Source organism: Streptococcus huangxiaojuni (genome assembly GCF_040930515.1).
In the GTDB taxonomy this organism is placed as follows: Bacteria; Bacillota; Bacilli; order Lactobacillales; family Streptococcaceae; genus Streptococcus; species Streptococcus huangxiaojuni.
In genome coordinates, this window is sequence record NZ_JBFQEG010000013.1 from 1 (window position 1) to 15,542 (window position 15,542).

The following is a 15,542-nucleotide window of genomic DNA, read 5'->3' on the forward strand; positions in this document are numbered from 1 at the left end:
CATTTCATTTGGAAGGTCTCCTTTCAATTGGATTTGGAAGTTTTCTTGACTACTGTAAGGTTCCCCAGAAACACCTTGTACCAACAGCCTCGCATAAGAGAATTCTAGTCACTGGCTCAGCTGCCGCCTGTACCCTACTAGGTACAGAAGTGAGCTTAGTGGAAACAGCTAGTGTGTTGGAAGTAGGGACAAGGCTTGGGTAACAGACTTTAAAATGAAGTCTAAGCAACAAGGAGAGAAAGAAACAACCATGAGTCCATTCCATGACTCTATTGTTCTGGAAAACCTTGCAATAGTCAAGTTAACGTTATAACAATTATTAAAAACTTGGGATTGAAAAATCCCCATAAACTTATTTTACGAGGAGAAGAGGAAATGAAAACCATTTTATTTGTTGTCGGCTCACTTCGCGAGGGCTCTTTTAATTTGCAAATGGCTCAGGCTGCAGAAAAAATTCTTGCTGGTAAAGCTAAGGTAGCCTACTTGGATTACAGTCAAGTGCCTCTCTTTAATCAGGACCTTGAAACACCGGTTCTGCCGGCAGTTGCTGATGTTCGTAAGGCTATTCAGGAAGCGGATGCTATTTGGATTTTCTCGCCTGTTTACAATTTTTCCATTCCAGGCCCAGTGAAAAACTTACTGGACTGGGCATCGCGCGCCGTTGATCTGGCTGATCCGACAGGGCCGTCAGCTATTGACAGCAAAGTAACAACAGTGTCTCTTCTGGCTAATGGCGGTCATGAGCAAACAGCTGCTATTTATCGTGACCTGCTTCCTTTCATTCGGACAACTTTTGTAGATCAAGTGACTGCATCGCGAATTAATGATGAAGCTTGGGCAAGCGGAGAGCTGACCTTGAGTGAAGAAGTGTTAGAAGAACTCGGCAAACAGGCAGATGCTGTCTTGGCAGCTATTAATAATTAGTCAAACAATCTGCAGACCAATCAAAAAAACTCACATCTGTGAGTTTTTTTGATTTTATTATTCATAATACTGTGTTAAAGTCAGGGCGCTTTTATCCATCACATTATTATATTCCAACAGCCGGTACTGGCTGAGAAGCTGGCTGTCTGCAGGGGCTTCCTCAGAATAAGTATATCCGTCATCATAATAGCCCCAAGTCGTCATGATAGGAATTTGCTGCTGCAGTTCTGACAGAAACTGATAATAAGACGACACCGGCAAAGGATAGTCTGTCTGTGACAGAATGTCAAACAGATAAGGAACAAGATAATTGGGACTGATCTGAATTTCTTCTTTCTGAGGCAGATCAAAATTAGCCCACATGACAAAAGGAGTTTGGTATTTGGCGCTGGGATCATTGGCATCTAATGCCGGTTCAAAATAGCTGTTAGAAAGGCCCGGCTGATGATCGCCGTACATGATGACCACAGTCGGTTCATCAGAAGTCTTAAGATAAGTGATAAAGTCGCTGAAAGCCTCGTCCGATGCTTTGACGCTGGATAAGAAATCAGTCGCACTGCTGTCATCATCTCCATTGACAATAGAGACAGTCCGTGGGCTTTCTTCTTCCGGAAGACCGTAACTTTCGTGTCCCTGCATGGTAACAATAAAATTAAAGAGCGGCTCCTGCTTATCTTCAATCAGTTTCTGACTGGCCTGATAAAGGCTGGCATCACTGACATAGCTGCGCAGATTCTGAACCTCAACAAGATCTTCGATGCTGGGTGTCGAATTGTTGAAATAGCTCTCAGCAAAATCAAAGTAGCTGTAGACTAAATTGCGGCGATAGAAATTTTCCAAGTAAGGATGAACTGCCACACTTTGGTAACCATAACTGTTTAAAGCACTGGTGATATTATTTTTTGGTGAGGTAATCAGCTGCTGATAAGGAAAAGCATTTGGCGGTAAGATAGCTAAACTGTTGCTGGTCAGCACTTCATATTCCGTATTAGCCGTACCGCCGCCCAGTACAGAAGCGTAGAGTGACCCCTTGATTGTATTATCATCCATAGAGTGGATAAAGGCCAGCGGATCAGGGTCAAATTCCAAAGACGTCAGCTGCGCATAATCGGTCAGCGACTCATTTTGGATAATGACAATATTAGGTTTCTGCTTGGCAGTCTCCGTCTTTCTCGGATATTGACTCAAAATATCCTTGACAGCATCAGTGCTGTAACCTTCCGGTTCTGTGACGTGCGATACTTCATAAAATCTGACAAAAGAAAGAGCAAATCCATGTTCATAATATGTTTTCTGCATTGCAAAAAAGAGCAGGCGCATATCCACGCTGTCAGCAACATGGTAAACCAAGGGTCTGGCCACAAAAAATGCGGCAAGTATACCGACAAAGGCGGTTATTATTTTCTGATAGACAGTTTGACGCACAAAGGCCAGCCGGCTGGGCAGTTTCTGCCAAACAGAAAGTGGCTTTGGTCTTGCAAATAGTTTCCTGGAAGATGGCAGCAAAGCCAGCGCTATGCAGTAAAGAGCGCTTAGAAAAATGAGTCTCGGGATAATCAATTCAACGATGATAGTTGTGTTTTGCGCCACATTTAAACCGTCGCGAATCTGCAGAAAATGGTAAGCTAAAAGAGGTGTTGATCTGAGGGCAATCAATACCTTATTGACGATCCCCATGGTAAGAGCGGCAACTGCAGCCAGCATGCTCGCCAAGCGCAGGGAAGTGGTTATCATAGCCAGACTCAGCCAAACGATAGTAATAATAGCCAGATTGGCCGGAATATCGGCTGCATTTAAATTAGAATCATAAGCCGAAGGACTCTCCAGCAGGTAAAAGGTTAAGAGCGGCGCAAGAGCGATCAAAAGCAGATAAAGAATCTGCCCCAAAAAACGCCACCTTTTTTTGACGAAATAAAGCAGGACCTGTCCCAAAATTAATGATAAGAAGGTGAACAGGCTCAACACCAGCATAGCCTTGTCAAAGCTGTAGAGCGTATTAGAAAAGACAAAGCTTTGCGGCAGCGTGTAAGCTAATCCGGCTGATAAGGCATAACAAGCTGCAGCCAGCAGTCCAAAGGCCAGAAGGAACTGCTGGATGCGCATTTTTTTGTAGAGCTCCAGCCGGACAAAGACAGGCAGCACTGCTGCTAAAACGATGATTTGCAGCCACCAGCCAGCATTTGCAGCACTTAAGCCGTAATGCTGAGGGAAATCAATGGTTAGCAGTTCATAGCTTTCCTCTTCCTGATAAGTATTTATCTGCATGTAAAGGACATCATCAAGATAAATCTGCAGGTAACCGCCTAAATAATAACGGCTGTATTCAAAGGAAATGTTTCTGACCGGTCCATCATGCTGGATTTCCATAGTCGGATTTTCCAGATCATCTGTGGCTTCTGTTATGTTAATGGGAATAGGTACGGCAGCGCTGTATACACCCCAGTCATTGCGAATAATTTCTTCATCATTCAGCGGCTGCCCCTCCAAGGCAATTTGCCGTGTGTTTCCGCGGTAGCCAGCTGCTAAAGGGTCTTTTTGCTTGGCTGCGACAATCTTGATATTGCCGCTGTTATCAGCTATTTTTAATTCATTGCGCAGCAAAAAGACATAGGAAAAAAAGGCTAAAGCACAGACAAGGCTGATGAGGAATTTCTGCCGCTTTTCAATCCAGTTGACAATTCTTTTCACAATGCTCTCCTTGATGTTTTATTCAATAATCAGCAAGCCCTCTTTAACAGCAAAAGGCTCGGCTTCATTGATGCGGTCATAGAACATAATACCATTTGTGTGGTCAATTTCATGCTGAACGACAATAGCTCGATAGCCCTTTAGCTTGACCCTTTGTTTTTCCCCGTTTTTATTGTAGTAATCAACGGTTACACGAGCATGGCGGATAACATATCCGGGAACTTCCCGATCAACGGACAGGCAGCCTTCGCCGTCAGCCAGTGCAGCTTCTTGTACGGAATGAGCAACAATCTTGGGATTATACATGACTTCCTGCAAACTATAGCTTTCTGCCGGTGGGTTGCCGTCTTCATCCTCTGGATTAGGAATCAGCACGGCAATAATCCGTTTAGAAATATTGAGCTGGGGAGCAGCCAGACCAACACCGCCCCGCAGGCCCATTTTTTCAGCTGTCGCAGGATCCTGAGAGTTCTTAAGAAACTGCAGCATTTTTTCCCCCAGAATAATGTCCTCGTCCTGTAAGGGCAGGCTGACATCATTAGCCCGTGCCCGCAGAGTAGGGTGCCCTTCACGAATGATATCATCCATTGTAATGACATGGCTCGGCCGTATTAATTTGTCCTGTACTGACATGCTGTTCTCCTTTATTAATGCGATATTAAATTATTTTTGAATTCAAACAAATCTACTATATCACAAAATGCCCTGTAAATAAAGAAGAGAGTTCTAACTGACAAGCTGTTCTTGTCCTGCTGCCAAAGCCTTTCTATCTTTGAATTTTTTAGCTGAGATATAAAGAAAGATCCGACAGTTAGTTTAATTAATGTTTGACGGGCTTTTTTGAATTTGTTACAATAGGAGCAGTCGCAAAGACTAACTAACTTTTTCTTGGTTCCGGGATATGCCAAAACCCAGAACTCGGATGAAGCAATAAAAGGAGAAAAATTATGGCAATCTCAAAAGAGAAAAAAAATGAAATTATTGCACAATATGCGCGCCATGAAGGCGATACGGGCAGTGTTGAAGTACAAGTAGCTGTTCTGACTTGGGAAATTAACCATTTGAACGAGCATATCAAGCAGCATAAAAAAGACCATGCGACTTACCGCGGACTGATGAAGAAAATCGGCCACCGCCGGAACTTGCTGGCTTACCTGCGCCGTACAGATGTCAACCGCTACCGTGAGCTGATTCAGTCCTTAGGACTGCGCCGCTAAGCAAAAATAATTATTTAAAGAACCTAAAGCCCGAACAAACGATTTTGGCTTTAGGTTCTTTTTTTAGACAATGAAGGCCGGGATGACTGGAAAGCAGCGGCAGGCCAATAGTACAGAAGTACTTCAGACTATTGGAGCTTCCTTTCTCTTTGATTTTATTTGACAGCTTTTATATTATGCCTCATTCAATCAGTCTTATTTTTAAGAAATCAAATCCTTCTTATCCCTGTCCTGTTGGGCCTTGAGCCGGCCTCTGGCAAAATAAATGAAAAAAATCACAAAAAACACTTGATTTCATGCAGGGAAAATTATATAATAACAAGTGAAAAAAATCACAAATGAATTTTCTTAGCTTGGAAATTCAGCCATCGCTATTTTACAAAGGAGTTTTTAATGGTTAAAGAAGCAAAAACAGACGTTAAAAAAGCAGAACTTTCACAAGAAGAGGCTGCGGCTCAGTATACGAACGGCTTAGTTGAAAAGGCTTTGGCTGCTGAGGCGGTTTATGCGACTTATACACAGGAGCAGGTGGATAAAATCGTTGCAGCTATGGCCTTGGCGGGTTCTGAAGCATCTCTTCAGCTGGCAAAAGAAGCTCATGAAGAAACCGGCCGTGGTATTGTTGAAGATAAGGATACGAAAAATCACTTTGCTACAGAGTATGTCTACGAAAGAATTAAAAATGAAAAAACTGTAGGCATTATCGGTGAAGATAAGGTTGCAGGCGGCGTTAAAATCGCAGCTCCTCTGGGTGTGCTGGCCGGAATCGTGCCGACAACCAATCCGACTTCAACAACCATGTTTAAGATTTTAGTAGCTCTGAAAACCAGAAATGCTATTGTCTTTGCTTTCCATCCAGCGGCTCAAAACTGTTCAGCACATGCAGCCCAAATTTTATACGATGCAGCTGTTAAAGCCGGTGCACCTGAGAATATTATTCAATGGATTGACACTCCATCAATCGCTAATACCAGCGCTTTGATTTCCAACAAAAATATTGCTTCTATTTTGGCAACAGGCGGTCCGGGCATGGTTAATGCGGCTCTTAAATCAGGTAATCCATCTATGGGTGTCGGTGCCGGTAACGGTGCGGTCTTTGTTGATGCGACAGCCCATCTCGACCGGGCAGTCGAAGATCTTCTCCTGTCAAAACGTTTTGATAACGGTATGATCTGTGCTACTGAAAATTCAGCAGTTGTTGCAGCTCCGGTTTACAAAGAGTGGCTGGAAAAAATGCAGGAAAAAGGCGCTTATCTGGTTCCTAAGAAAGATTACAAAAAACTTGAAGATTTTGTTTTCAATGATGGTCACGGGGTAAATGGACCGGTTGCCGGTATGTCGGCGCAATGGATCTGCGAACAGGCCGGAGTGAAGCTGCCGGAAGGCAAAGATGTCCTCTTGTTTGAACTGGATAAGAAAAATATCGGTGAAAAACTGTCATCTGAAAAGCTTTCTCCTCTCCTTTCTGTTTATAAAGCTAAAGACCGTCAGGACGGTATCGAAATCGTAGCTGCTCTTCTAGATTATCAAGGGGCAGGCCACAACTGTGCTATTCAAATCGGCTCACAGTCTGATCCGTTTGTCACTGAATTCGGTGATGCTCTGAATTCGTCTCGTATCTTGGTTAACCAGCCAGACTCAGTCGGCGGTATCGGAGATGTTTACACAGATGCGCTGCAAGCCAGCTTAACTCTTGGAACAGGATCATGGGGGAAAAATTCATTGTCTCACAATTTATCAACCGGCGACCTTTTGAATGTAAAAACTGTTGCTAAGCGCCGCAATCGTCCGCAATGGGTCCGTCTGCCGGAAAAAACTTACTACGAAAAGAATGCCATTTCTTACTTGCAGGATGCCTATGAACCAATGAAGCGCGCGCTTATCGTAGCTGACCCTGGTATGGTTCAGTTCGGTTTTGTTGACACAGTTTATGCGCAGCTCGCTTTACGCGATGAAAAGGTTGTGACATCTCTTTATGGCACCATCAAACCAGATCCGACTTTAGGCCAAACTATCGAAATTGCCAAACAAATGCGTGATTTCAAACCGGACACCGTTATTGCTATCGGTGGGGGTTCCGCAATTGATGCGTCTAAGATTGCTCGCTTGATTTATGAGGTATCGCTTGATAAGGAAGCCGGCTGGCTCGACAGTTATGATAATGTAAGCGAGTTCTTCCTTGAACTGCAGCAAAAATTCATTGATATCCGTAAACGGATTGTCAAATTCAAACACCAAACAGAAACACGCCTCTTCTGTATCCCGACAACTTCAGGGACAGGGGCTGAAGTGACACCGTTTGCTGTTATTACTGACGATTTCACTCATGTCAAATACCCGCTGGCCGACTATGAGCTGGTTCCGCAAGTGGCAATTGTTGATCCGGAATTTGTTATGACTGTGCCAAAACGGACTGCTGCCTGGTCAGGTCTTGACGCTTTGTCACATGCGCTGGAATCTTATGTTTCAGTGATGGCTTCTGACTTCACAAGACCTTGGTCGCTTGAAGCTATCAAACTGATTATTGAGAATTTAGAAGATGCTTATAACTATGATCCTCAAAATCCGACTTTGCGCGGAGAACAGGCTAAAGAAAATATGCATTATGCTTCTACAATTGCCGGTATGGCCTTTGGGAATGCCTTCTTAGGTATTAACCACTCTCTTGCTCACAAAACCGGCGGAGAATTCGGTCTGCCGCATGGTCTTGCTATTGCCATTGCTATGCAGCATGTTATCCGCTACAATGGCGTATCCGGCAATGTTAAACGCTCTGTCTACCCACGCTATGAAGAATACCGTGCACAGCGCGATTATGCTGATATTGCCCGCTATCTGGGTCTGCAGGGCAAAGATGATGCGGAATTAGTCGAAGCACTTTGCCAACGCATCGATAAACTTATGCATGCTGTTGGTGTTGAACCTAAACTGTCTGCTAATGGCGTTACCAAAGAAGCCTTTGATGCAGCTGTTGACCGTTTGGCAAGTCTGGCTTACGATGATCAATGTACTCCTGCCAACCCGCGTCAGCCTTACATTGCTGAGCTGAAACAATTGTTAATTGACCAGTTCTAAGAGTTGATAAAAATGGGAAGTGGGACAAGAATTTCCAATCAACCACTGTGTCAAACGCATATATTTAAAAAAGTAAAGTGAGGCAGGGACTTTTGTCCCAGCCTCTTTTTCTTAATTAGGGAAGAGAAAATCATCTGCTGCTCATTTTAAAGACAGCATTTTTTTGAAAAAGAGACAGTTTTCCGGATTTTTTATTTTGCTTAAATTATGGTATGATAATAACAATACGTGGTTTTATACAAAAACAAGTTTGTAAAGGCCTTACAGATTAGTTTTTGTAGAAAACACGTATGCTATCATTATTATAAGAAGCAAAAACGTCACTATTTCTAAGGTATCAGCCTGCTGACCTTGGCCTAACCTCTGGGTTTTAGCAGCTTCATCCGGATAGATAGTATTTTAAATGTTTTTGATGACTTAAGGAGATGACAATGACAAAACAGGTTTTTCAGACAACTTTTGCCGGCCGGCCCCTCATCGTTGAAATCGGCCAGTTGGCTAAGCAGGCCAACGGTGCCGCCTTGATTCGCTATGGGGAAAGCACTGTACTGACAGCTGCTACCATGTCAAAGAAAATGTCTGCTGGGGATTTCTTCCCTCTACAAGTGAATTACGAAGAAAAGATGTACGCAGCCGGGAAATTTCCGGGAGGATTTAATAAACGGGAAGGCCGCCCTTCAACAGATGCGACTCTGACGGCTCGTTTGATTGACCGCCCGATTCGGCCGCTGTTTGCAGAAGGGTTTCGTAATGAAGTGCAGGTCATAAATACGGTTCTGTCTTACGATGCAGATGCCAGCGCCCCTATGACCGCGATGCTGGGTTCATCACTGGCCTTATCTGTTTCGGATATTCCTTTTGAGGGTCCGATTGCCGGTGTTCAGGTGGCTTACATTGACGGGGACTTTATCATTAACCCGACAGCCCAGCAAAAAGAGCAATCGCTTTTAGATTTAACTGTAGCAGGGACGAAAGATGCCATTAATATGGTAGAATCTGGGGCTAAGGAACTATCTGAAGAGATTATGCTTGAAGCCTTGCTCAAGGGACATGAGGCGATAAAGGAGCTGATTGCTTTTCAAGAGAACATCATTGCTCAGGTTGGCAAGCCTAAGGCCGAGGTTGAACTCTTGCAAGTCGACAGCAGTCTTCAGGAAGAAATTACTGCAGCCTATTCTCTCGAGCTGCAAAAAGCGGTTCAGATTGAGGAAAAGCAGGCTCGTGAAGCGGCTACCGAAAAACTTAAGGAAGAAGTGAAAGCTGTCTATGAAGAGCGGTTTGCAGATGCCGAAGATTTGGATACCATCATGCGGGATGTGGCTGAAATTCTTGAGCAGATGGAGCATGCAGAGGTTCGCCGCCTGATTACTGAAGATAAGATTCGTCCGGACGGCCGCAGGATTGATGAAATTCGTCCGCTGGACGCTGAGATCGATTTTCTGCCGCAGGTTCATGGCTCCGGCCTCTTTACACGCGGGCAGACACAGGCTTTATCCGTATTAACTCTGGCCCCTATGGGGGAAACTCAGATTGTTGACGGTTTAGACCCAGAATATAAGAAACGGTTCATCCATCACTATAATTTTCCTCAGTATTCTGTCGGGGAAACCGGACGTTACGGTGCACCCGGGCGGCGGGAAATCGGACACGGTGCACTCGGTGAGCGGGCCTTGGCTCAGGTGCTGCCTAGTTTTGAGGATTTCCCCTATGCTATCCGTCTGGTGGCAGAGGTACTGGAGTCCAATGGGTCCTCTTCACAGGCTTCTATCTGTGCCGGAACTCTAGCTTTAATGGCTGGGGGTGTCCCTATCAAAGCACCTGTTGCCGGTATTGCAATGGGGCTGATTTCAGACGGGACACGGTATACCATTTTGACAGATATCCAAGGTTTGGAAGACCACTTTGGCGACATGGATTTCAAAGTAGCGGGTACGCGCCAAGGGATTACTGCCTTGCAGATGGATATCAAAATTGCCGGTATCACACCGCAAATTTTAGAAGAGGCTCTGGCTCAGGCCAAGAAAGCCCGCTTTGAAATTTTAGATTTAATCGAAGCTACAATTCCTCAGCCGCGGCCTGAACTGGCGCCGACAGCGCCTAAGATCGATACGATGACAATTGATGTTGATAAAATCAAAATTGTCATCGGCAGAGGCGGGGAGACTATTGATAAAATTATTGAAGAAACCGGCGTTAAGATTGATATTGATGAAGAAGGTCATGTTGCTATTTATTCCAGCGATCAGTCAGCTATTGAACGGGCTAAAGAGATTATTGCCGGTTTGGTCCGCGAAGCTAAGGTGGATGAAGTTTATCACGGTAAGGTTGTGCGCATTGAAAAATTTGGTGCTTTTGTCAATCTTTTTGAAAAAACAGATGCATTAGTGCATATTTCCGAGCTGGCCTGGAGACGGGTGAACAAAGTGGAAGATGTGCTGAGTCTAGGTGATGAAGTTGATGTTAAAGTTATCAAGATTGACGATAAAGGCCGGGTAGATGCTTCAATGAAAGCCCTGCTTCCGCGTCCGCAGCGGTCAGAAAAAGATCACAAAGAGCATTCGCACCACAAACATCATCATAATAGAAAAGAAAAATAGAGGACATGAGCAAAATAGAAGAACTTGATGTCAGTCTGCGAAAGTTTATTGCAGACCCTGACCATTTTTTAGACAGCATTGCCTTAGTCAATGCCCTGCACAGCTATCCTGTTTTGGCCAGTGATCAGCCCTATATTCTTGAAATCAGCGGCCAGCAAGTGACTCCAGTCTTTACCGATTTTACCGATTTAGATAATTTTAAAAAAGAGGAAATCAGTGCCAGAAATCAGCACTGGACCAAGCGATCTGCTTTGACTGTCCTGGAAGAGGGGATTGCCAAAGGCTCTGCCGGTTTGGCTTTCAACTTGAAAAAAACAGGAGATTTTGGAAATTCAACTATTTTTTCAAGCAAGGATATGATCCAGTTTTTGGCGACTTACAGTTCTATTTTGGATCACTTGCTGAATGAAAAAAATCTACAGGCCGATACCATGGATAAATATTATCTGGTGCCTGTCTACATTCATCCGCAGGAAGATAATCATTTTGAACGTCTTTTTCCAATTATGGCTACCCCGGAAGGGGAACGCTATGTCCCCATTTTCTCTAACCTGGTCAGTTTTGCCAAATGGTACAATAAGGAAGAATTCGGAGGTGCCTTCCGACAAGCGCAGGGCCTTGTTCTGACTTGGAAAATTGAAGATATTTATAAACCAAGGGAGGGTCAGGCAGAAACAGAAGAGACCTTTGGTCTCGCTGTTAACCCATTTGATGAAGAGCAAATTTTAATTAATTGGTCGGATATTGATGTTTAAAATAAGGCTAAATGCGAGGGAGTGAATTGATCCAGCAGATGATTTCAGCCCGAACTTGAAAATTAGAGAGTGAGGGAGACCTCTAATTTGCGATTCTGCTTCACTGTTTATCCTGACCGCCGTAGATGTCTGAAGGCTTTGTCGTCCTAGCGGCCGCCCGCACCCTTCTAGTCGTTCTGGCAGAGCTGCGTCTGCGAAATCAAAGATTTCGGACTTACCGTCATTTTTGCTTTGCTCTTTTAACGGGCTTTGTATCTTGTTTGAACTGAACACGCCCTAAACGCTGCGGGAAAAAGATGTCCTGACTTAGAATCTTGCGATTCGTCAGTCAGTCCCCTATTTTCCTTTTGCGTTTTTAACGGGCTTTGTATCTTGTTTGAACTGAACACGCCCTAAACGCTGCGGGAAAAAGATGTCCTGACTTAGAATCTGGCGATTCGTCAGTCAGTCCCCTATTTTCCTTTTGCGTTTTTAACGGGCTTTGTATCTTATTTGAACTGAACACGCCCTAAACGCTGCGGGAAAAAGATGTCCTGACTTAGAATCTTGCGATTCGTCAGTCAGTCCCCTATTTTCCTTTTGCGTTTTTAACGGGCTTTGTATCTTGTGAATTGAACACGGCCTAAGAGCTGTGCAAAAAAGATAGACTTCCCTTGAGTCTGTAGTGACTCAGCGGTCAGTCTCCTATTTTTGCTTTGCTCTTTTAACGGCCTTTGTATCTTATTGGAAGGAGTTGTTATGGGCTGGTGGAAAGAAAGTATTGCTATTGTAAAAGAAAATGATCCGGCCGCCCGTACGTCACTTGAAGTATTGTTGACTTATCCGGGGATAAAGGCTTTGGCTGCACATCGGCTGTCTCATTTTTTATGGGTGCATGGTTTTCGCTTGTTAGCGAGGATGCATAGCCAGTTTTGGCGATTTTGGACGCAGATTGAAATTCACCCGGGTGCTCAAATTGCTGAAGGGGTCTTTATTGACCATGGTTCAGGTTTGGTGATTGGAGAGACGGCTGTTGTAGAAAAAGGGGCTATGCTCTATCACGGCGTAACCTTAGGGGGAACCGGAAAGGATGTGGGCAAGCGTCACCCCACTGTCCGTAAGGGTGCTCTTGTTTCGGCCCATTCTCAGGTCATCGGCCCTATTGAAATTGGAGAGAATGCCAAGGTTGGTGCTGCTGCGGTTGTTGTTGCGGATGTTCCGCCTGATGTCACCGTAGTAGGTGTTCCGGCTAAGGTCGTCCGTGTCCATGGTAAGAAAGATGAGGCTGCTATCAGTCAGCTTGAAGAAGAACGGGAATCAAAATACTACACATCGAAACTGGAAGAAGCGCGTTATGCAAGCTTACACTCTTCTAAGCTTTGATAGTGGAGGCAGCAAGTTATAGGAGGCAGTATGCTGTTGAATGAATTTGATGACAGTCCTGCTATTATCGAACCGACAGACAAAGCTGTTCGAGGCGGCGGAGAGGTCTGTGAAACCATTATTCTTTCTTTTGCCGGTGACATGGTGGAAGAACTGGCTGGGCTTCCACAAGTTCATTTTGGCGGTTATTTGCAAAACCTCAATGGCAAGCAGTCTTGGTTTATCTACCAAAGAAGCAGCCAAAAGGTCGCGGTCTGTCTGGCTCCTGTTGGTGCACCAGCGATAGTTGGTGTTTTAGAAGAACTAAAAGCTAAGGGCTTCCGCAGGTTTATCATTATGGGGTCCTGCGGTATTCTGGATAAAACTATAACAAATCAAACCATTATTTTGCCGGTTTCTGCTCTGCGTGATGAGGGGACAAGTTACCATTATGCTCCTGCCAGCGAGGAAATCAGATATGATGAGGCGTCGTTGGCTATTATGGAAAAGGTTTTTGACAGACATAGTATCAGCTATATCAAAACAAAGACTTGGACTACAGATGCCTTTTACCGTGAAACGCCGGAAAAGGTTAAGCGCCGCATGTCCTCTGGTGCCGCAGTCGTAGATATGGAAGCGGCGGCTATCATGGCTTGGGCAAGATTTCGTCAGGCGGAAGTCTGTCAGTTTTTCTATCCGGCTGATTACGTCAACCGACTTGCTGGTGCTTGGGAAGCAAGGCGCAAAAGTTTGCCTGCTTGGCTGCCTTTATTTGATCTGGCTTTAGCTATTGCGAAAGAGGCTGAAAATGAAGCGATTTTGGAAGAATAATAAATGGCTATCAATTTATCTGATCGGCAGTTTTGGCTATGTTATAGGGCAAATCCAGTCAGGGCATTACAGCTCTGTGTATCCGATTCTGATTTTTATTCCTGTTTTGATTTTATACCTTTACTGGGCAGATAAAAATAGGAAGTGATGGCAGCGAACAAAGAAATAAAGTCCTGTCCTAAGAGTGACCGGAGCTTGTAAACTGACATATATATATTAAAAAGCCTGCAAGAAATTTGAGGGAAGGTAGGTGCCTATGATTAAGATTTATGACACAATGACCCGCAGTCTGCGTGATTTTATACCAATTACCGATAAAACCGTCAATATGTATGTTTGCGGACCGACTGTATACAATTATATCCATATCGGTAATGCCCGCAGTGTTGTTGCCTTTGACACCATTCGCCGTTATTTTGAATACCGCGGCTATACGGTTAATTATATCTCTAATTTTACTGATGTGGATGATAAGATTATCAAAGGGGCAGCTGAGGCCGGTATGGATACCAAAGCATTTTCCGACAAATTCATTGCTGCTTTTATGGATGATGTTAAGCGTCTCGGGGTCAAGCCTGCGACAAAGCATCCGCGTGTTATTGACTACATGGATCAAATTATTGATTTTGTAGAGGTTTTAGTGGCTAAAGGCTATGCCTATGAGACAAATGGCGATGTTTACTTTCGTGTGGCAAGGTCTGAAAATTATGCTAAATTAGCTAATAAAACGCTGGCAGACCTTGAGGTCGGAGCCAGCGGCCGAGTAGAAGGTGAAGGCGATGACAAGGAAAATCCGCTTGATTTTGCACTCTGGAAGGCGGCTAAACCGGGAGAAGTTTCTTGGCAGAGTCCTTGGGGAGCAGGACGTCCCGGCTGGCACATTGAATGCTCCGTTATGGCTACAACTATTTTAGGAGACACCATCGATATCCACGGTGGCGGCACCGACTTAGAGTTTCCTCATCACACCAATGAAATCGCCCAGTCAGAAGCCAAAACGGGTCAGACTTTCGCCAATTACTGGATGCATAACGGATTTGTCAATGTTGATAATGAAAAAATGTCTAAGTCTCTCGGCAATTTCGTAACCGTTCATGAGATGCTAAAGACTGTTGATGGTCAGGTGCTGCGCTTTTTCTTGGCTACACAGCACTATCGCAGACCGGTTAACTTTACAGAAAAAGCGGTCCACGATGCTGCTGTCAATCTGAAATATCTTAAAAACACCTATCAGCAGCCCTTGACAAAAGAAGCTGATACGGAAGAAATTGAGCGTTTTACTGCTGATTTTAAGGCTGCTATGGATGATGATTTCAATGCAGCAAACGGGATAACTGTCCTTTTTGATTTGGCTAAGTGGATTAATTCGGGTCATTATGACCAAACTGTCAAAGAGACTTTTGCGAAAATGCTGTCTGTCTTTGGTATTGTTTTTGAGGAAGAAGTGCTTGACAGTGATATTGAACAGTTAATTGAAAAACGCCAGCAGGCTCGTGCTGACCGTGATTTTGCGACAGCAGATGCTATTCGTGACCGCTTGGCGGCACAAGGCATTAAGCTCCTTGATACCAAAGACGGAGTGAGGTGGAGCCGTGACTGAGCATTTTAATGCTGAGCTTATCAATGGGATTGCTCTGGCTTTTGAAGGTGATGCGGTTTATTCGATGTACATCCGCCGTCATTTGATTTTTCAGGGACTGACTAAGGCCAGTCAGCTGCACCGTCTGGCCACTCACTATGTATCAGCCAAAGCTCAGGCGATGCTGGTCAGCAAACTCTTGGAAGAAGGCCGGCTGACAGATAAAGAAGAGTCTATTTACCGACGCGGCCGCAACGCTAAAAGTTACACAAAAGCTAAAAATACAGACATTATCACTTATCATATGTCTACAGGATTTGAGGCTGTTATGGGCTATCTGCATATGACTGAACAGCACAGCCGTTTGGAAGAGCTGATTGCTTGGTGCATAGCTGCTGTAGAAAATAAGCCCCGATCTTGACAGCTGCCATCTATCTGTAAGAGCAGAAAAAAGACAGTATCTAAACCGTTAGTTTTACAGCAGAAGACAATGCACTCAGACTAGCTTCAAAGATGCGTGTAATCCCTCAGGCGG

At 44.4% G+C, this 15,542-nt stretch carries 12 protein-coding genes; 10 read left to right on the top strand and 2 right to left on the bottom strand.

All coding sequences use genetic code 11. From position 1 onward, the window contains the following. Both AB3329_RS07695 and AB3329_RS07700 read left to right on the top strand, forming a co-directional pair. Positions 1–203: hypothetical protein (locus AB3329_RS07695; RefSeq protein WP_368395296.1), on the top strand; the 203-nt coding region annotated here is incomplete at its 5' end. Between the two features lie 172 nt (positions 204–375). Further along, positions 376–924 carry an NADPH-dependent FMN reductase gene (locus AB3329_RS07700; protein ID WP_368395297.1) on the top strand — a complete coding sequence of 183 codons (549 nt, stop codon included), beginning with the start codon at positions 376–378 and terminating at the stop codon, positions 922–924. A gap of 57 nt (positions 925–981) precedes the next feature. Here AB3329_RS07700 and AB3329_RS07705 read toward each other — a convergent pair whose 3' ends face one another. Together AB3329_RS07705 and def are read right to left on the bottom strand one after the other, a co-directional pair. Continuing rightward, positions 982–3,612, bottom strand: coding sequence for an LTA synthase family protein (locus AB3329_RS07705; RefSeq protein WP_368395298.1), 2,631 nt, complete (start codon positions 3,610–3,612; stop codon positions 982–984). Positions 3,613–3,630: 18 nt separating this feature from the next. Next, positions 3,631–4,245, bottom strand: a complete 615-nt coding sequence (def, locus tag AB3329_RS07710) for a peptide deformylase (protein WP_368395299.1) — start codon at positions 4,243–4,245, stop codon at positions 3,631–3,633. 314 nt (positions 4,246–4,559) lie between these two features. Between def and rpsO the strand changes: the two genes are divergently transcribed. The 8 genes from rpsO to AB3329_RS07750 all read left to right on the top strand — a co-directional run bounded on the left by rpsO (position 4,560) and on the right by AB3329_RS07750 (position 15,428). Beyond that, entirely contained in the window at positions 4,560–4,829 is a 270-nt protein-coding gene (rpsO, locus tag AB3329_RS07715) for a 30S ribosomal protein S15 (protein WP_067064034.1), read from the top strand. A gap of 393 nt (positions 4,830–5,222) precedes the next feature. After that, the gene (gene adhE / locus AB3329_RS07720; RefSeq protein WP_368395300.1) at positions 5,223–7,904 is read left to right on the top strand and encodes a bifunctional acetaldehyde-CoA/alcohol dehydrogenase; all 2,682 of its coding nucleotides are present in this window, start codon (positions 5,223–5,225) and stop codon (positions 7,902–7,904) included. A gap of 431 nt (positions 7,905–8,335) precedes the next feature. Then, positions 8,336–10,501 (top strand): polyribonucleotide nucleotidyltransferase, encoded by a 2,166-nt coding sequence (gene pnp, locus AB3329_RS07725; RefSeq protein ID WP_368395301.1) that lies wholly within the window; start codon positions 8,336–8,338, stop codon positions 10,499–10,501. A gap of 5 nt (positions 10,502–10,506) precedes the next feature. Continuing rightward, positions 10,507–11,256, top strand: a complete 750-nt coding sequence (locus AB3329_RS07730; RefSeq protein WP_368395303.1) for an SseB family protein — start codon at positions 10,507–10,509, stop codon at positions 11,254–11,256. 738 nt (positions 11,257–11,994) lie between these two features. After that, positions 11,995–12,618, top strand: a complete 624-nt coding sequence (cysE, locus tag AB3329_RS07735; RefSeq protein ID WP_368395304.1) for a serine O-acetyltransferase — start codon at positions 11,995–11,997, stop codon at positions 12,616–12,618. Positions 12,619–12,648: 30 nt separating this feature from the next. After that, entirely contained in the window at positions 12,649–13,428 is a 780-nt protein-coding gene (locus AB3329_RS07740; protein WP_368395306.1) for a nucleoside phosphorylase, read from the top strand. A 256-nt stretch (positions 13,429–13,684) separates the two neighbouring features. Next, a complete protein-coding gene (gene cysS, locus AB3329_RS07745) occupies positions 13,685–15,028 on the top strand; it encodes a cysteine--tRNA ligase (RefSeq protein WP_368395308.1) in 1,344 nt (447 codons plus the stop codon). After that, entirely contained in the window at positions 15,021–15,428 is a 408-nt protein-coding gene (locus tag AB3329_RS07750; RefSeq protein ID WP_368395309.1) for a Mini-ribonuclease 3, read from the top strand. Before cysS ends, AB3329_RS07750 begins: the two co-directional genes overlap by 8 nt. Positions 15,429–15,542 lie beyond the last annotated feature (114 nt).